The organism is Actinomadura geliboluensis, assembly GCF_043197915.1.
Lineage (GTDB): Bacteria > Actinomycetota > Actinomycetes > Streptosporangiales > Streptosporangiaceae > Spirillospora > Spirillospora geliboluensis.
This window is the reverse complement of the sequence record NZ_JBICUA010000007.1, coordinates 342,880-359,170: the sequence shown is the minus strand read 5'-3', so window position 1 is coordinate 359,170 and position 16,291 is coordinate 342,880. Positions and strand designations below refer to the sequence as shown.

The window sequence follows — 16,291 nt, the reverse complement described above, 5'->3', positions numbered from 1 at the left end:
GTGGGGCGTCGGCACATATCGCGAAAGCCGCCGAACGGAACTGTCCGATCGGCGGCTCTCGCGGGCGGTGGCGGCAATCAACCGGAAAATCGAATCGCTGGCATTGTGGGGTTCAGGCGCTATGTCTACTCGCCGGTCACGCGACGCTGCCTTGGCCTTGAGGGCACATAGGGAAGAAGGCGGCGTTTGATGAACCGTACGTGTGGCGTTCTAGCCCTGCCCGCCGTGGTCGGGGCAGAGCGTTTTGATCCATCCGCGGTCGGTCTCGCTACCCGGCTCGCCGCAGACTTCGCAGGTGCGGCGGGACTCGTCGCGAGCAGCCTGCAGGATGTCGCTGACCCGGGCGCCGAGTTCGCGGTTGATGCCGAGTTCGCCGGTGGCGGGGTCGATGTAGACGCCCAGGTTGATGTCCAGCATGCCCCACTTCTCCTTGACCTGGGCGACCTGGTAATTCGGCAGCACCTGGAGGAGTTCGGCGTGGGCCCGCATCAGGATGTCGTGCCATCCGGCTCCGACAAGGTCGAGGTACTGGGGTATCTGTCTGTCGGCCGTGTTCGTCATCGAACCGGTCCCGCCTCCTTCTCGTGTTGCATTTGACCGGCCCAGCTCATGACCGGATGCGCGCTGTATCGGGGTTTCGAGCCACGCTTCTGTCTTGCGATGACGGCCCAACCCCACGATGTCGAACTCGTCATGACCGATCCGTCCGCCGGTGACGCCCAGGCGCTGCAACGCCATGGAGATCGGGCCGCTGTAAGCGTGACCGCGTTGGGCGAAGACCACCGTGCCGCCCTGCCAGATCCGCGCGGTCTGTTCTCCCGGACTACCGCCGTGGGTGTCGTTGGTGGCGTGCACGACTGAACCGTGCGCCGACCAATCGTGGAACACCTCGTCGAGGCGGCGCTGGAGGGAGAGACCGTTCTCCGGGGCGTCCGGCCCGCCGTCCCCGAGGATTAGAGCGATGACCTCTGAGGTCAGGGGTATCAAGGCGAAGCCATGGCTGAGCGCCACCACCGGCACACCGTGCTCGCTCGCCAGCCTGTCCAGGACTTCGCGCTTCCCGAGGACGGCGTTCAACTCATGAGCCATGCTTCCCCAAAGGGTTCAACAGATGGCAAGACCATAGCGGCGACAGGTTCCCGACAACACGGCCACAAGCACAGAACAGAGTGGTTGGATCCCCTGACCTTCGTAAGCGCTCGAATCGGCTCGCCTTGCTTCCGCCGTCGCCATAACTCGCCCTGCTGACCGAGCGACACCCGTGACCCCGCACGACGCCTCCGGGGTCGAGGTCATGCGAGGCGACGCGCCGACCCTCTTTACAGTCAGCGTTGACTGTGAGACCGTGCCCTTCGCAGTCGGAGGTGACTGTGAATTGGAGAGGGATGTCCAAGCGCGAGGAGCAGCGGGCCGCGACGCGGGCTCGGATCGTGGAAGCGGCGGTCGAGTCGCTGGTCGAGGCGGGCGCCGCGGCGACCACGACCGTCGAGGTGCAGCGGCGGGCGGGAGTGAGCCGAGGCGCGCTGCTCCATCATTTCGCCACTCATGAGGAGCTGTTCGGGGCGGCGGTCGGCCGTCTGGTCCAGCGCAACGAGGACGCAGTGCGGGAGGAACTCGCCGCGGCGCCGGAGTCGGGAGACGCGCTGCTGCGAGGAGCGCGGGTCCTGCGGGCGGTGCTGCGGCGGCCGTCGTTCGGCGCGGAGCTGGAACTGTGGGCGGTGGCCCGGACAAATCCACGCCTGCGGCAGGTACTGCGGCGGGCCGAGGGCGCGGCGCGCCGGGACCTGTTCCGGGTGGTCGGCGAGATCCTCGGCCCGGAGGTCACCGGGATGCACGGATATCCGCTGGTCGCCGAGCTGACCGTGCAACTGCTGCGCGGCATGGCCATCTCCGACGTCCTCTACCGCGAGGACGCCGACCGCGACGCGCTGCTGGAGCAGTGGGTCGAGGTCGTCCGGCCGCTGCTTGCGGCCCCCGGCCCCCAGGAGGAGGAACGATGAACGAAGAACGGCCGTCGACGGTCTTGTACGAGGTCGCGGACCGCAAGGCGTACCTGACGCTCAACCGGCCCGACCGGCTGAACGCGATCGACTTCCACATGCCCGGCGATCTGGCCGCGGCGGTGAAGCGCGCCAACGCCGACCCGCGGGTCCACGTGATCGTGCTGCGCGGCGCGGGACGGGCGTTCTGCAGCGGCTACGACCTGAAGATCTCCGCCGAGGACGGCCAGGGCACGCAGGGCTCGGGCGACGGCGACCCCGTTTGGGACCCGATCAAGGACTACGCGGTGATGAAGGAGTTCACCGACGACTACTTCTCCCTGTGGCGCTCCCTCAAGCCCACCATCGCCCAGGTGCACGGCTTCGCCGTCGCGGGCGGCAGCGACATCGCGCTGTCGTGCGATCTGGTGGTGATGGCCGAGGACGCCCGCATCGGCTACATGCCGGCCCGGGTCTGGGGCTGCCCCACCACCGCCATGTGGGTCTACCGGCTCGGGGCCGAGCGCGCCAAGCGCATGTTGCTGACCGGCGACACGATCGACGGCCGCACCGCCGCCGAGTGGGGGCTGGTGCTGGAGGCGGTGCCAGCGGACGGCCTGCGGGCCCGCGTGGAGGAGCTCGCCGACCGGATGGCGGGCGTCCCGGTCAACCAGCTCGCCATGCAGAAGCTGATGATCAACCAGGCTTACGACAACATGGGCCTGCACGGCACCCAGATCCTGGCGACGCTCTTCGACGGCATCACCCGGCATTCGCCCGAAGGCCGCTGGTTCCAGGAGTTCGCCGCCGCCCACGGCTTCCACGAAGCGGTCAAGTGGCGTGACTCGGGCCGCTGGATCCCCGAGGGCGGCGGGCCCGTTCCCACCGAAGAGGAACTACGGGGTGAAGCGCCGTGAGGCGGAGCTGGCGCTGATGTCCGAGCCGCCACCTGCGGCGCGCCTCGGTGGAGGACCCCGGTGCGGCTGTCCGGGAGAGCGCCCGGAGAATGATCAAAACGGCCCCACCATCCAGGAGAAGCGTCGTCATGCCCATGAGTTCCGAGCTGCCGCATTCCGGCCGCCGACGGCGTGGTCTCGGTCCGGTCGGCGCGATCGTCGTCGCCGCGTTCGTGGTTCCGCTCGCGCTGCTGTGGTCGTTGTTCCCGGCCAACTACAGTTCGCGGCCAGGGATCCAGTCGGAGACCGTCGCGTGGCGGGTGCACGGCGACGACGCCGTCCAGATCACCTATGCGGTGGGCAAGCTCAAGGACGACACCGTCCGCTGCGTGGTGGACGCCTTCGACACCGACTTCGCGGTGATCTACCAGCGCTCGATCATCGTTCCTGCGGGAACCACGAGCCTGCGCCGGACTGAAACGCTGCCGACCCCGCACCGCGCGACCGGCGCCCGCATCCGCTCCTGCCGCTCGCTCAACCGCAGCGAGCCCACGAATGAGGAGCGCCGTGGGCTGTAATCCCACGCAAGAGGAAACGACAACCAAGATCGTCGATGTGTGACGGTCCGTGACCGTGGTATGGCCATGTGGTCGGCCGTTGCTGGAATCTCGTCGGCGCTGAGGTGGTTGAGGTCGGTGTGAAGAAGATCGGTTTTCTCTCGTTCGGTCACTGGAGTGACAGCGCGGGCTCGCGGACACGGTCGGCGGCGGACGCTCTCCTGCAATCGGTCGATCTCGCCGTGGCCGCGGAGGAACTCGGCGCCGACGGCGCCTATTTCCGGGTGCACCATTTCGCCAGGCAGCTGGCATCGCCCTTCCCGCTGCTGTCCGCGATCGGCGCGAAGACCTCGCGCATCGAGATCGGCACCGGCGTGATCGACATGCGTTACGAGAACCCGATGTACTTCGCCGAGGACGCCGGGGCCGCCGACCTGATCTCCGGTGGGCGGCTCCAACTGGGCATCAGCCGGGGATCACCGGAACAGGTCATCGACGGGTGGCGGTACTTCGGGTACGAGCCGTCCGAGGGTGACTCCGATGCCGACATGGCGCGCAAGCACACGGAGGTACTGCTCACGGTGCTGCAGGGCAGAGGCTTCGCCGAGCCGAATCCGCGGCCGATGTTCCCCAATCCGCCCGGGCTGCTGCGGGTCGAGCCGCATTCCGAGGGCCTGCGCGACCGCATCTGGTGGGGCTCGGGCTCCAACGCCACCAGCGTGTGGGCGGCCAAGCTGGGCATGAACCTGCAAAGCTCCACGCTCAAGGACGACGAGACCGGCGAGCCGCTGCACGTCCAGCAGCGCAAGCAGATCGAGGCCTACCGGCAGGCGTGGAAGGACGCCGGACACCGACGCCGGCCGCGCGTGTCGGTCAGCCGCAGCATCTTCGCGCTGACCAGCGACCTGGATCGCGCCTACTTCGGCCGGAACGCCGACTCGGGCGACCACATCGGAATGATCGACGAGAAGACCAGGGCGATCTTCGGACGCTCGTACGCGGCCGAGCCGGACGTGCTGGTCAAGCAACTCGCCAACGACGAGGCCATTCGGGCCGCCGACACGCTGCTGCTCACGGTCCCCAACCAGCTCGGCGTGGACTACAACGCCCACGTCCTGGAGAACATCCTGACTCACGTGGCGCCCGAACTCGGCTGGCGCTGAAACCAAAGCCAACCCCCGCACATCGCGGCAGGAGCGGGCCGTTGTCCAGGTACTTCGACTTCTACCTCGATTGCGCTCAATTGACAGAGCCGCTGTATACGGTGAGTTGCGTGCCAGAGGTCGAAGTGGATTTCGGAGCTGGACCAAGACGGTTCGCACGTTCAACGCGTGTGCTTAACCTCGGCCCGGGCGACGGCGGTCCTGTGTCCGCCGAGGGCTCCGTCGACTGGTCGCAGTTGGACAAGTTCCCGGCGTGTGTCACCGTTGAGTGGTCCGGCGCCGCACGCGGCATCGTCGACGCGCTCGCCAGACGTCCCGGTATCCAGTTCCTGTACTGGGACGATGCTTCCGGCGACATTGACCTCACCGCGACCCGCCTGGACACGGTCAGGCTGGACGGCGCTCGGCTACGCAGCGTCCGCCTTCCAGAGTCGGTGACCTCGTTGTTCCTGCGGAGACCGCCGGCGACGCTACGGGTTGACGCGCCCGATTCCGGGCGGCGGCTCGACCTGCGGCTCTTTCAGTACGGACCGGACGTCGTGGTCCCGGACGGTTTGCGAAGTGTGCCCAAGCTGTGGCTTTGGGTCGGGGGAACGATATCCGCCGGAGCGCTCGCCAAGCTGACCGGTTTGGAGGAACTGACGATCACCTTCGGCGATCCACCCGGTGTCATTACCGACCTGCACGAGTTCATCGCCCTCGCCCGCCTCCGGTCACTGCAGTTCGACAGTGCTTACGGCCTCGATCCGAGCAGGTTGCCTGAACTGCCGTCGCTGCGCCGGATTCACCTTGAAGGGACCAGCCGGACGATCGCCGCCGCGACCAAGGCGCGGTTCACCGGCGGTGGGGTCGAAGTGACGGTCAGCGGCGCCAAGTCAGAGGCGTGGCTGGCAGCCCATAGGGACAACCCGTTCCGGGACTGGGTGGAGGACTCCGAGTCATTCGCAGCGGCCGCGTGTGAGGCCTACGCCGATGCGGTGCGAGCGATTGAGGCGATCGAGTCGGAGACAACCGAAGGTGGAGACGCCGCCGAACGGATTTTGCGTCGTTTCGGTGCCGACCTCAATGCGATCGAGTCCGAGTACGGTTTGATCGACACGGACTATCGCGAACAAGTTTGGGATGTGTTCCGCGGCCTGGCCGAACGCGCTCACGTTCCTGCACAGCAGGCCAGTCAGTGGTTCGACGACGATCGCAGATTTTGAGCGCACCACGCCAGACTCTCCGACACGTCCGGCTGATGATTCAGGCTCGACGTCGAGCGCACCGCTGGCGGCGTGAGAGGACGTGGCTGGAGGCGTCCGGTCTGTTCGGTTTCTGGGCACGCCTGAACGTGTCGGGGATATAACTGATGCCCGAATGGTGGTGTTGGGCCTCGGACGAGGGACCTCGGCCCTCGACCTGGAGTGGATACGGCATGGCATTTACTGATGGCGCTCGTACTGTCGAGCAGTGGCGCCGGTACCTCGCCGAGTACAGCGCCGAGGTGTTGCGGGTCGTTCCCGAGGACGAACTGCACGAGGTCGGCGACCTGCAGCGGTCCGCTGGCTGGCTGGGCTTCGACGGCGCCGGCGAAGACCGACTCGCTGCGCTGGAGGAGCGTCTGGGTGTTCGCCTGCCGCAGAGCTATCGGTCGTTCCTCGCAGTGTCTGACGGGTGGCTCCACATCAGCCCGTTCATGTGGACGATGCGCACCAGCGGCGAGGTCGGCTGGCTCCGTGATGCCGATGCCGAATTGTGGGAGATCCTTCGCGAGAACGGTACGCCTGAGGAGACCGCGCTCGCCGACCGCGCGTTGCTGGTCTCTGGTGACGGCGACGCCCAGTACTGGCTGCTCGACCCCGATGATGTGTCGGCGGCCGGCGAATGGGCGGCTTACGTCTGGGCCAGTTGGTATCCCGGTTTTGGTAAGCGACACGACTCGTTCGCCGCGTTGGTGGATGCCGAACGCGCATCCTTCGAAGAGCTCACTGGGCGCGATGGCCGCCCGGTTCACCCCGATGGTGCCGACGAGTTGGTGGCCGAGGGCCGCGAACGGGCCTTGCAGGGTGAGGTCCGCGCCGCTGCGGACGCTTTCGCGCACGCCGCCGCCAAGGGCTCGGGCTCCGGCGCCTATCTCGCCGTCATCCTGAATGCCTTTCTTGATCTGCCCCATGCGCACCACGAGATCCGCAACGGCATCTTCGCTCACCCACACGTCGTCGGGGAGATCGGTCTGGAACAGGTGCGCGCCGAGGCCGTGCCGCTGTTCTTGTACCGCTCGGCCCGCGCGGGATTGTCGGTCGCCCCACACCTTCAGCTCTTCGCCGGGATCCTGACCAAGGAGGAGATCGAGCGGATCGACACATTCGTGCCAACACCGCTACCAGAACCGCCCGACTTCCAGGAGGCGCTGCACCGAGCCCGGACGCTCGTCCAAGCCGGAGCCACCGACCGTGCCTGGAGCTTCATTGAGGCCGCGCTGCCGCGCTGGCACTCCGACTCCCCGTGGCGCATCGCGCCGGTCGTACTGCTCACCGACCCGATACTGCGAGACCTGGTCACCCCCGAACGCGCCCGAACCATCGTGACCACGCCACGCGGGAACAACCGCTACTGACGCCGATTCCGGCGTCGGCTTCTATGACATCTGATGGTCGGTTCGCTCACCCCATTGGAGGGGCGTCCCCAATCTGCGGCAGAGCGCGTGTTCGGTGACGGGCCCGATGGGACGGCGCTCGGTTCTTCTAGACTCGGTTCCGTGCTCAGACTCGGATTTCCGGTGATCGGCGTGACCGACATTCCCCGCGCCGTGGCCTTCTGGACGTCGGCGTTGGACCTTGTCGCCGTATCGGAGTGGGAGAACCCGGGCTGGAGGACGCTGAACCACGCGGACGGATCGGGCCGGGCGTTGGGTCTCATGCGCAGCGAGTCGCCTGTGGAGCCCCATCCCCGTTTGCACCTCGACCTGTTCGTGGACACCACAGATGAGCAGGAGTCCGAGGTCGAGCGTCTGATCGGCCTCGGAGCGACAAGAGTCGACTGGGACCTCTACCCGCCGGATCCGGACTTCGTCGTTCTCGCCGACCCGGACGGAAACCGGTTCTGCGTCGTGGACCTGAGCCGGGCACCGTCCGGTTCGAACTGATGAGGCTGCGGCCATCGCGGCCGTGCTCGTCGAAGGTGTGGCGCATCCCGCCGGCAGTTGCCTGGTTCGTCTTCTTCCCAAAGCTTCGCATCGGTAAGTTCTGATCATGAGCTGGGACGGTGACGGGGTGCTGGCGGGCCGGTACCGGCGGCTCGACCGGATCGGCCGGGGCGGGATGGGGTCGGTGTGGCGGGCGCATGACCTCGATCTGGACCGTGAGGTCGCCGTCAAGGAGCTTCTGGTACCCGACCAGGTCACCGACCAAGAACGGCTTGACTGGTACGCGCGGATGGAGCGTGAGGCCCGCGCCGCCGCGCGGCTGCGGCACCCTGGCATCGTCACCGTCCATGACAGGGTGACGGGCGAGGACGGCCGTCCCTGGATCGTGATGGAACTCATCGAGGGCCGGTCCCTGGGGGACGTGCTGGCCGAGCAGGGGGCGCTGCCGCCACGTGAGGTCGCGATGATCGGGCTGGCGATGCTGGACGCTTTGTCGGCCGCGCACGCCCAGGGCGTGGTCCACCGCGACGTCAAGCCCGCCAACGTGCTCCTGGAGGGCGACCGGGTCCTGCTGACCGACTTCGGCATCGCCGCGCTGGAGGGCGATGCCACCATCACCCGTTCGGGCATGCTGCTGGGCACGCCCGCCTACATGTCGCCCGAACAGGTGGAGGGCGAGCCGGTCACCCCGGCCTCGGACCTGTGGTCCCTGGCCGCCACCCTGTACGCGGCGGTCGAGGGCCGCCGACCGTTCGACGGTCCCAGCCACGGCGCCGTCTTCGTCGCGATCGCCACCCGGCAACCACCCGCACCCCGGTGCGGCGGCCCGCTCGCCCAAGCCCTCGATGGCCTACTGCGCAAGAACCCCGACGAACGGCTCCACCCCGCCCAGGTCCGCGACCTGCTCAACGCCGCCCTCGTCCCCACCAATGGCTCGAACCCCAGTACCGTCGTGGATCCCGCCGGCGGCATCGGCACCGGCGAGAGCGCGAACGACCTCGGACCGCGCAGCCCTCACGGGCCGCTCCGCACCGCGCTCCTCCGCGCGTCCCTCGGCGACGTCCCACTCCGGCGCAGCCAGCTTCTTCTCGTCAGAGCCGCCCTTGTGTGCACGGCGCTGTCCATGCTGACCTACCTGGTCGGGCCGTGGCCCGGACCCGGCAATTCGCGCACCCTGACGTTCTATTCGCCAGAGACGCTGATAATCCTGCCGCTGCCTTGGATCGTGGCGTTCATCCTCCTATGTGTCATGTGGTTTCTGCCGCGCCGGCCGACGCTCGTCGCCGGCGTCGTCTTCGCGATCCTGAACGGCCTTCATCTGGAAGCCCTCGTCGTGTACAGCTACCAGAACAACAGGACCGCCGAGGCCATCGACCCCAACGACGCATTCGAGCTCTCCTGGATGCTGGGCACGCTCGCATTGATGCTCGCCTTCACCGCGGTGAACCCATCGCTCACCGAAAAGGTGACGTCCCCGCCGACCCGCCACGCCCTGATCATCGTGGCCGTGCTCATCGAAGGCATGGTGGCCCTACTCTGGCCCGGACCCGTCTACGAACTCGCAGGATCGGGCCTGGACGTCCTGGACGACTCCCTCTTGGACGACTCCCTCTTCCGCTCATTCCTGTTCCTCGCGGTCATCTGGATCGGCGTCCAGTCGTTCCTCTGGTCCCGCAGGGGCAGGGAAGGGCGGGTGGCGACGCACTGACGGATCCTCCGGCGAAGGATCTCCGCCGTGCTCGCGGTCGCTCCTGGTGGGCGCTGCATTCGTGACTGACTCAGGTTGTGTCAGGGCTCGGCAGGGTTTGGGGGCTTCTGCCGTGGTGGAGCGGGCTTTCCCAGGATGTGCCGGGGTGGATTTCGACGTCTTCGTCGCCGTAGCGGATGCGGATGGGGGAGGTGGTGCCGGGGCGGAGCGCGACGCGGATCAGGTCCTGGCGGCAGGTCAGGTCGATGCCCCAGTGGCCGCGGTAGCGGAGGCCGAGGCGGAGTTCGCCGATCGCCGAGGGCAGGCGGGGGGCCACGTTCAGGGTGCCGCCGCGGGTGGTGATTCCGGCGTGGCAGCGCTGGACGAGGTCGACGGTGCCGGCCATCGCGCCGAGGTGGACGCCTTCGGGGGTCGTGCCTTGCTGGGCGTCGGTGATGTCGCTGAACAGCGACTCCAGGAAGATGCGCCAGGCCGTTTCGCCGTCGGTGTGGGCGAGGATCCAGGCGTGGACCAGGGAGCTGAGCGTGGAGCCGTCGCAGGTGCGCGGCAGGTAGTAGTCGATGGTTCTGGCGGCCAGGGCCGGGCCGTGCTCATAGCCGAGTTCCCGGAGGATGTCGTCGAGTTCGCCGGGGGACAGGACGTAGAAGAGCATCAGCACGTCGGCCTGCTTGGAGGCCTTGTAGCGGTTGGTGGAGTCGCCCTCGGCCTCGAGGATGCGGTCCAGCCGGCGGATGTCGCCGTATCGTTCCCGGTAGCGGTTCCAGTCGAGTTCGGCCAGGTCGGCGTAGCCGTCGAACTGGCTGATCACGCCATCGTGGAACGGGACGTACATCTTGCGCGCGACGTCCTCGAAGCGGGTGATCTCCTCGCGGGTCAGGGCGAGCCGTTCCCGTAGTTCCGCGCGGCGGTCCTCGGGGAGGGCGGTGAGCGCGTCCAGTGCCCGGCGCAGGACCCAGACGGTGAGGACGTTGGTGTAGGCGTTGTCGTCCAGGCCCGGGGTGTCCCGTTCCGGGTAGGCGTCGTGGTATTCGTCGGGGCCCATGACGCCGTGGATCCCGTAGCGGTCGGTGGAGCGGTCGTAGGCGGCGAGATCGGCGAAGAAGCGGGCGATCTCCAGCATGATCTCGGTGCCGTACTCGGCGAGGAACCCGGTGTCGCCGGTCGCCTCGTAGTACCGCCAGACGTTGTGGGCGATGGTCAGCCCGACATGGCGCTGCAGGTGCGAGTGGTCGGGCAGCCACCGGCCGGACCGCGGGTTGAGGCGGACGCGCTGGGTCTCCTCGCGGCCGTCGGCCGCGCTCTGCCACGGGTACATCGCGCCGCGGTGCCCGGCGAGGGACGCCGCGCGGCGGGCCTCGGGCAGGCGCCGCCACCGGTACATCAGCAGCGCGCGGGCGATCTCGGGGAACCGCATGGTCAGGAACGGGAGGATGAACAGTTCGTCCCAGAAGACGTGGCCGCGGTAGGCCTCCCCGTGCAGGCCGCGGGCGGGGACGCCGACGTCCAGGTCGACGCTGTGCTCCGAGACCGTCTGCAGCAGGTGGAAGATGTGGAGGTTGAGGACGCGCTGCACGTCGACGTGGTCGACGCTGAGCTGGCAGCGCCGCCAGAGCCGGGACCACGCCAGCGTGTGCCTTTCCAGCAGGGCGTCGAAGCCGCCGGCGCATGCGGCGGCCGCCAGCGCCGCCTGGGCGGGCTCCTCGATGGCGCGGTCGCGCGAGGTGAACACGGCGGCGATCTTCTCGATCGTGACCGGTTCTCCCGCGCGGATGTCCGTGGTCAGGTTCTGGCCCGTCCAGCCGGCCTCGGCGTGGTGGGTGCGCTCGGCGGGGAGGGAGACGCGGGTGCGGGCCGCCACCGCGACGCCGATGCGCGAGGACGTCGTCGTCGACCGCAGCAGAAGCAGCTCCGGGTCGCTCGGACGCGGGCTCTTCTCGTGATCCAGGTGTTTCTGGGGCAGGTTCCGGTAGCGCTCGACGCCGGCGTTGACGACGCGTCCGTCCACCGCCGACAGGATCTCGATCGGGCCGCTCCAGTCCTCGGCCACGATGGTGGTCTCCAGCGCGGCCAGGTGGGGGTCGTCCATGGACACGATCCGGCGCTGCGCCACCCGCGACGTGCGGCCCCGTGCGTCGCGCACGCGGATCAGCCGGGTCAGGACGCCGCGCCGCAGGTCGAGTTCCTGGCGGTATGACAGCAGTCGGCCTTCGCGCTGGGCGCGGTCCGGGTCGAACCAGTCGCCGCCGGCCGGGCGGAAGGCCAGGGGCAGCCAGTTCGGCATGTTGACCAGATCGGCGTTGTCGGCCTGCAGCCCGTCCATCTCCACCGGCAGCCGGTCGTAGCAGCCCGCGATGTATGTCCCCGGATAGTGGACGCCGTCGGCGGACGACTCGGGGGCGGCTCCCCGGGTGGCGAAGTAACCGTTGCCCAGCGTGCACAGGGCTTCGCGAAGCCCTTCGGCGCCGGGGTCGTAGCCGTCGTAGGACAGGATCCACCGGTCCATGGTGTCTCCTCCCGCTGTCGTCCCGGATCGTCCGCAGGGCATTCCCGGCCCTGACACGTTCTCACCGGCCGGCCGGGGCGGGCAGTGCCGGACGGCCGCCCCTACCTGGGACCTTCGGCCCCTGCGAGGTGTTTGCGGTCCGCCGAACCTGAAATTGAGTCCCTAGCGGGGGCGAAGGGGGAGGACGGATGGTCGCACTGTCACGGGCCCAGCGGCCGAACATCCTGTTCGGCTATGACGGGACCGAGGAGAACGAGTCGGCGCTGCGCTGGGCGGTCGAGGAGTCCCGGCTGCGGGAACTCGACCTGGTCATGTGCCACTGCTGGCATTGGCCCTATCCGCCGGGGCATGTGGACGCCGCCGTCGAGGCGATCGTCCAGCGGGCGGGCGAGAACCTGCTGCGCGAGGGCGCCCGCAAGGCCCGGGACCTGGGACCGGGCGGGAAGGTCTCCACGCTGCTCAGGCGCGAGCCCGTCACCGAGACGCTCGTCGACGAATCCGACGACGCGGAGCTGATCGTCGTGGGCTCCCACGAGCGGTACCGGCTGCTCAACGCGTCCACGGCGGTGCAGTTGCCGGCGCGGACGCACCGGCCGGTGATCGCCGTCCGCGGCGGCGGAGCGCCGCGCGGCCTCATCGTGGCCGGCGTCGACGGGTCGGCGGGCGGGGACGCGGCGCTCGGCTTCGCGATCGAGGAGGCCGCCCTCCGCGGCTCCGACCTGCGCGTGGTCTACGGGGCCTGGGAACCCGGCGCCGTGCCCGACTTCGAGCTGCCCCTGTTCACCGACAAGGACAGGCTGTTCGAGGTGCGCACCGCGATGCTGGACGAGGCCGTCCGGCCGTGGAGGCGCCGCTATCCGGAGGTCGCCGTGCGGGTGTCGCTGCTGCTGGAGCGTCCCCGCGAGGCCCTGCTGGCGGCGGCGGCTGACGCCGATCTGCTGGTGGTGGGGGACCGCGGCGCGGGGGGCCTGGATCCGCTGCTGCTGGGCGCGACGAGTTCGGCGATGCTGCACCATGCCCCGTGCGCGGTGGCGATCGTGCCGCAGCCCCGGCCCGCCGCCTGACGAGCCCGCCGCCTGACGAGCCGGAGGTCACTCGCGGAGTCCGCTCAGTCGGGCGTGATGCTGCTGGAGCCCGGGTGCACGGGCGGTGTGCTCGGCAGCACCGGTTCGATCCGATAGAGGGAGGGCATTCCTCCGGTTTGCGGGGGGATGTCGCGTTCCTCGCCGGCGAGCGCGCCGATCAGGTCCCGTGCGGTGATCAGGCCGACCAGGGCGCCGTGGTCGTCGGTCACCGGGACGAAGTCCTTCCCGGATTCGAGCATGGCGCGGGCGGCCCGGCGGATGGTGGCCGCCGGCCGGACCGTCATGGGCGGCCCGGACGGCAGGAGGGTCGTCACGGGTCGGCGGGCCTGCTGCGGGGCGGAGGCGTCCCACGTCGAGGTGAGGGTCTGGGCGTCCACGACGCCCAGGAAGCCGCCCTCGTCATCGGCGACGGGGAGGTGGTGCACCTGGGCCTTGCACATCAGCTCCCAGGCCATCAGCACGGACTCGCTCGCGGCGATGGTGAGCAGGTCCCGGGTCATCAGCTCGGCGGCGGGACGCTGCTCCAGGGGCGGCTGCTCGGTCATGATCCCTCCCGATGGTCGTGGAACGCGCCGCGGTCAAGCGCGGATGTTCCGTCCGTCCAGCTTGGCCAGCCGTTCGTCGTACTCCTCGGTGCTGATCTCGCCGCGGGCGTAGCGCTCGGCGAGGATCTCGCGCGCGTGCTCCAGCCCGGGCCTCTCAAGGTCCGGCGTGCCTGTACGGCGCGGTGCCGCGGCACGGGCCACGAGCCAGGCCACCGCAGCGATCACGACGACCCAGAACAGGACCATCGCCGTCCCCCACAGCCACATCCAGCCGGACCAGCCGCCGTTCCCCATGTGCCCCCAGCCGTCGCCGGGAACGTGAGCCGCGAGGGCATATCCGATGTTCATGACCGCACCTCCTTCTACTGCCAGCCTGCGCTCCCCGGGCCGGGCGCACCCAGGGCCGAAGGTCCCGCGCATTGGGAGACCCATGCCCCTGAATGCGGCGCTTCTAATCGGTGAGGCTCAGAAGCCAGGAGGTGACCTCAATGGACGGACGAGCTGTTCTGGTGGGGTTCGACGCCTCACCGGCGGCCGAACGGGCGGTGCGCTGGGCGGCCGCCGAGGCGTCCCTTCGCGGGGTGCCGCTGCTGGTCTGCCACGCCTGGACCTGGCCCTATCCGCTGACTCCGCGGGACGAGGACGCGCTGGAGATCGTCCGGGGCATGGGGGCGCTGGCCCTCGACGACGGTGTCCGGCTCGCCCGGCAGACCGCGCCGGGCCTGGACGTCCGGCCGCTGCTGGCGAAGGGCACGCCGCCCGGGGCGCTCCTGGAGGCCTCGACGGAAGCGGCGCTGATCGTGATCGGCGCGCGCGGGGCGGGCGGCTTCGACAAGCTGCCGGTCGGCTCCACGGCCGTGCATGTCCCGGCGCATGCCGATCGTCCCGTGGTCGTGGTGCCCGCCCATGAGCGGCGGCAGAGCGCCCGGATCGTGGTGGGCGTCGACGGTTCGCCGGCGAGCGAGGCCGCGGTGCGGTTCGCTCTGCGGGAGGCCAGGCTCCGCGATGCCGCGGTGACGTTGGTGTGCGCGTGGTGGGATCCCGCCGCGCTGCCCGGGCCCGACCGGCTGCCGTTCACCGACCCCGAGGGCATCAAGAAGCAGGCCAAGGCGCGGTTCGCCAATGCGGTGGAGCCGCACCTGGCCGACTATCCCGATGTCGCCGTGGAGCGCAGGTTCGTCCTGGAGCGGGCCCAGCGCGTCCTGGCCGACAACGCACGGGACGCGATGCTGCTCGTGGTCGGTGACCGCGGGATCGGCTCGTCCCCCCGAACCCTGCTCGGCGCTGTCACCCGCACCCTGCTGCACGAGGCGCCGAGCCCCGTCGCGGTCGTCCACGAGCGCGACCCGAACATCGAGGAGCCGTCATGATCCGAGTGCTGGTGGCGTACGCCTCCGAGCGCGGAGGAACCGCCGAGATCGCCGACTGGGTCGGCGATGCGCTGCGACAGGCGGGTGCGGACGCCGATGTGCGTCCCGCCGGCGAGGTCACGGACCTGGACGAGTACGACGCCGTCGTCCTCGGCGGCGCGCTGTACGAGGGGCGGTGGCATCGGGATGCGCGCCACTTCGCCCGGCACCACGCCGACGAGCTGGAGCACCGGCCGGTGTGGCTGTTCAGCAGCGGTCCGCTGGACGACACCGCCCGGGAACACGTCATCGACCCCGTCCCCGGCGTCGCCAAGATCGCCGGGCGGCTGCACGCCCGCGGCCACGCCACCTTCGGCGGCCGCCTGGCCCCGGACGCGAAGGGCTTCCTGGCGTCCAGGATCGCCAAGCGGATGAGCGGCGACCACCGGGACCGCGACCAGGTCGCGGAGTGGGCCGCCGGCATCGCCCGCGAGCTGCGGAAGGCCACCGTATGAGCAAGATCGTCGTCGGTGTGGACGGCTCGGAGGCGAGCCTGCGGGCGGTCGACTGGGCCGCCGCCGAGGCCGTCCGCAGAGAAGCGTCGCTGCATCTGGTGTACGTCGTCACGCCGTGGCTGTTCGACGTCCCGGACGATCGGCGGGCGGCGCAGGTCCGCAAGCAGATGCTGGACGACGGCCGGCGCGTCGTCGACATCGGCGCGGCCCGCGCCCGCGAGGGGGCGCCGGGCCTGGAGGTGACGGGGGAGCAGACCGGTGGGCAGCCCGCCGAGGTGCTCATCGACCGGGCCCGGGACGCGCTCATGCTCGTGACCGGCCCGCGCGGCACGGGCGGCCTCACCGGCCTCGTCCTCGGGTCGGTGGCGAACCAGGTCGCCGCGCACGCGCCCTGCCCGGTGGTGGTCGTCCGCCCCTCCGAGCCGTCCGAGCGGGGCGAGATCGTGGTCGGCGTCGACGGGTCACAGGCCGGAGCCGACGCGATCGGGTTCGCCTTCGAGGAGGCGTCCGTGCGCGGGGCCCGGCTGCGGGCGCTGCTCGCCTGGACGCACCCCGTCTCCAGCGGCCCCGGCGACATGGTCCCGCTGGTCCACGACCTCGGGATCCTCGCCGCCGACGAGCAGCGCCTTCTGTCCGAGGCGCTCGCCGGCCGGCGGGCGGAGTACCCCGATGTGGAGGTCGTGGCCGAGACCGTCCGCGGGAGGGCCGCCCGCGTCCTGGCCGAGGCGTCCGGGCACGCCGACCTGCTGGTCGTGGGTTCGCGCGGGCGCGGAGGGTTCGCCGGGCTGCTGCTGGGGTCGGTCGGTCATGCGATGCTGATGCGTGCGCGCTGCCCGGTGGCCGTCGTCAGTGGACGGTCTTGAG

16 protein-coding genes are annotated in these 16,291 nt (G+C 69.7%); 12 read left to right on the top strand and 4 right to left on the bottom strand.

The genetic code is table 11. From position 1 onward, the window contains the following. Nucleotides 1-210 precede the first annotated feature (210 nt). A complete protein-coding gene (locus tag ACGFI1_RS24030; RefSeq protein ID WP_386873237.1) occupies nt 211-1,089 on the bottom strand; it encodes a hypothetical protein in 879 nt (292 codons plus the stop codon). Nucleotides 1,090-1,385: 296 nt separating this feature from the next. Here ACGFI1_RS24030 and ACGFI1_RS24025 point away from each other — a divergent pair, with 296 nt between their 5' ends. The 8 genes from ACGFI1_RS24025 (at nt 1,386) to ACGFI1_RS23990 (ending at nt 9,430) form a co-directional block, all read left to right on the top strand. Continuing rightward, nucleotides 1,386-2,000 (top strand): TetR/AcrR family transcriptional regulator, encoded by a 615-nt coding sequence (locus ACGFI1_RS24025; RefSeq protein WP_392788011.1) that lies wholly within the window; start codon nt 1,386-1,388, stop codon nt 1,998-2,000. Then, nucleotides 1,997-2,896: a crotonase/enoyl-CoA hydratase family protein gene (locus ACGFI1_RS24020; protein WP_392788008.1), complete on the top strand. Its 900-nt coding sequence runs from the start codon at nt 1,997-1,999 to the stop codon at nt 2,894-2,896. Before ACGFI1_RS24025 ends, ACGFI1_RS24020 begins: the two co-directional genes overlap by 4 nt. 134 nt (nt 2,897-3,030) lie before the next feature. Next, nucleotides 3,031-3,453 carry a DUF4307 domain-containing protein gene (locus ACGFI1_RS24015; RefSeq protein ID WP_392788007.1) on the top strand — a complete coding sequence of 141 codons (423 nt, stop codon included), beginning with the start codon at nt 3,031-3,033 and terminating at the stop codon, nt 3,451-3,453. A 119-nt stretch (nt 3,454-3,572) separates the two neighbouring features. After that, nucleotides 3,573-4,595, top strand: coding sequence for an LLM class flavin-dependent oxidoreductase (locus ACGFI1_RS24010; RefSeq protein WP_392788004.1), 1,023 nt, complete (start codon nt 3,573-3,575; stop codon nt 4,593-4,595). 41 nt (nt 4,596-4,636) lie between these two features. Continuing rightward, nucleotides 4,637-5,800 (top strand): hypothetical protein, encoded by a 1,164-nt coding sequence (locus ACGFI1_RS24005; RefSeq protein ID WP_392788001.1) that lies wholly within the window; start codon nt 4,637-4,639, stop codon nt 5,798-5,800. 212 nt (nt 5,801-6,012) lie between these two features. Continuing rightward, nucleotides 6,013-7,194: an SMI1/KNR4 family protein gene (locus ACGFI1_RS24000; protein ID WP_392787998.1), complete on the top strand. Its 1,182-nt coding sequence runs from the start codon at nt 6,013-6,015 to the stop codon at nt 7,192-7,194. A 141-nt stretch (nt 7,195-7,335) separates the two neighbouring features. Then, nucleotides 7,336-7,722, top strand: coding sequence for a VOC family protein (locus tag ACGFI1_RS23995; protein WP_392736251.1), 387 nt, complete (start codon nt 7,336-7,338; stop codon nt 7,720-7,722). 106 nt (nt 7,723-7,828) lie between these two features. Beyond that, nucleotides 7,829-9,430 carry a serine/threonine-protein kinase gene (locus ACGFI1_RS23990; RefSeq protein WP_392787995.1) on the top strand — a complete coding sequence of 534 codons (1,602 nt, stop codon included), beginning with the start codon at nt 7,829-7,831 and terminating at the stop codon, nt 9,428-9,430. 70 nt (nt 9,431-9,500) lie between these two features. Here the strand turns inward: ACGFI1_RS23990 and ACGFI1_RS23985 are convergent, their stop codons facing one another. Then, entirely contained in the window at nt 9,501-11,933 is a 2,433-nt protein-coding gene (locus ACGFI1_RS23985; RefSeq protein WP_392787992.1) for a glycoside hydrolase family 65 protein, read from the bottom strand. A 188-nt stretch (nt 11,934-12,121) separates the two neighbouring features. On the opposite strand from ACGFI1_RS23985, the gene ACGFI1_RS23980 reads away from it, so the two are divergent. Next, nucleotides 12,122-12,997, top strand: a complete 876-nt coding sequence (locus ACGFI1_RS23980; protein ID WP_387078699.1) for a universal stress protein — start codon at nt 12,122-12,124, stop codon at nt 12,995-12,997. 44 nt (nt 12,998-13,041) lie between these two features. Here the strand turns inward: ACGFI1_RS23980 and ACGFI1_RS23975 are convergent, their stop codons facing one another. After that, the gene (locus ACGFI1_RS23975) at nt 13,042-13,563 is read right to left on the bottom strand and encodes a CBS domain-containing protein (RefSeq protein WP_392787988.1); all 522 of its coding nucleotides are present in this window, start codon (nt 13,561-13,563) and stop codon (nt 13,042-13,044) included. A 33-nt stretch (nt 13,564-13,596) separates the two neighbouring features. Beyond that, nucleotides 13,597-13,911, bottom strand: coding sequence for an SHOCT domain-containing protein (locus ACGFI1_RS23970; protein ID WP_387078701.1), 315 nt, complete (start codon nt 13,909-13,911; stop codon nt 13,597-13,599). Between the two features lie 140 nt (nt 13,912-14,051). Here ACGFI1_RS23970 and ACGFI1_RS23965 point away from each other — a divergent pair, with 140 nt between their 5' ends. From ACGFI1_RS23965 to ACGFI1_RS23955, 3 genes are read left to right on the top strand one after another with little or no spacing between them, the layout of a single operon-like run. Beyond that, complete coding sequence (locus ACGFI1_RS23965) at nt 14,052-14,933, top strand: universal stress protein (protein WP_392787985.1); 882 nt, start codon at nt 14,052-14,054, stop codon at nt 14,931-14,933. Beyond that, nucleotides 14,930-15,427 carry a flavodoxin domain-containing protein gene (locus ACGFI1_RS23960; protein WP_392736242.1) on the top strand — a complete coding sequence of 166 codons (498 nt, stop codon included), beginning with the start codon at nt 14,930-14,932 and terminating at the stop codon, nt 15,425-15,427. The genes ACGFI1_RS23965 and ACGFI1_RS23960 overlap by 4 nt, the downstream gene beginning before the upstream one ends. Then, entirely contained in the window at nt 15,424-16,290 is an 867-nt protein-coding gene (locus tag ACGFI1_RS23955) for a universal stress protein (RefSeq protein WP_392787981.1), read from the top strand. Before ACGFI1_RS23960 ends, ACGFI1_RS23955 begins: the two co-directional genes overlap by 4 nt. Nucleotide 16,291: the final 1 nt, after the last annotated feature.

What these genes read in the sequence shown, in the direction of transcription:
- ACGFI1_RS24030 (WP_386873237.1), bottom strand. Translation starts at nt 1,089, where the DNA reads ATGGCTCATGAGTTGAACGCCGTCCTCGGGAAGCGCGAAGTCCTGGAC.
- ACGFI1_RS24025 (WP_392788011.1), top strand. Translation starts at nt 1,386, where the DNA reads ATGTCCAAGCGCGAGGAGCAGCGGGCCGCGACGCGGGCTCGGATCGTG.
- ACGFI1_RS24020 (WP_392788008.1), top strand. Translation starts at nt 1,997, where the DNA reads ATGAACGAAGAACGGCCGTCGACGGTCTTGTACGAGGTCGCGGACCGC.
- ACGFI1_RS24015 (WP_392788007.1), top strand. Translation starts at nt 3,031, where the DNA reads ATGAGTTCCGAGCTGCCGCATTCCGGCCGCCGACGGCGTGGTCTCGGT.
- ACGFI1_RS24000 (WP_392787998.1), top strand. Translation starts at nt 6,013, where the DNA reads ATGGCATTTACTGATGGCGCTCGTACTGTCGAGCAGTGGCGCCGGTAC.
- ACGFI1_RS23990 (WP_392787995.1), top strand. Translation starts at nt 7,829, where the DNA reads ATGAGCTGGGACGGTGACGGGGTGCTGGCGGGCCGGTACCGGCGGCTC.
- ACGFI1_RS23985 (WP_392787992.1), bottom strand. Translation starts at nt 11,933, where the DNA reads ATGGACCGGTGGATCCTGTCCTACGACGGCTACGACCCCGGCGCCGAA.
- ACGFI1_RS23980 (WP_387078699.1), top strand. Translation starts at nt 12,122, where the DNA reads ATGGTCGCACTGTCACGGGCCCAGCGGCCGAACATCCTGTTCGGCTAT.
- ACGFI1_RS23975 (WP_392787988.1), bottom strand. Translation starts at nt 13,563, where the DNA reads ATGACCGAGCAGCCGCCCCTGGAGCAGCGTCCCGCCGCCGAGCTGATG.
- ACGFI1_RS23970 (WP_387078701.1), bottom strand. Translation starts at nt 13,911, where the DNA reads ATGAACATCGGATATGCCCTCGCGGCTCACGTTCCCGGCGACGGCTGG.
- ACGFI1_RS23965 (WP_392787985.1), top strand. Translation starts at nt 14,052, where the DNA reads ATGGACGGACGAGCTGTTCTGGTGGGGTTCGACGCCTCACCGGCGGCC.
- ACGFI1_RS23960 (WP_392736242.1), top strand. Translation starts at nt 14,930, where the DNA reads ATGATCCGAGTGCTGGTGGCGTACGCCTCCGAGCGCGGAGGAACCGCC.
- ACGFI1_RS23955 (WP_392787981.1), top strand. Translation starts at nt 15,424, where the DNA reads ATGAGCAAGATCGTCGTCGGTGTGGACGGCTCGGAGGCGAGCCTGCGG.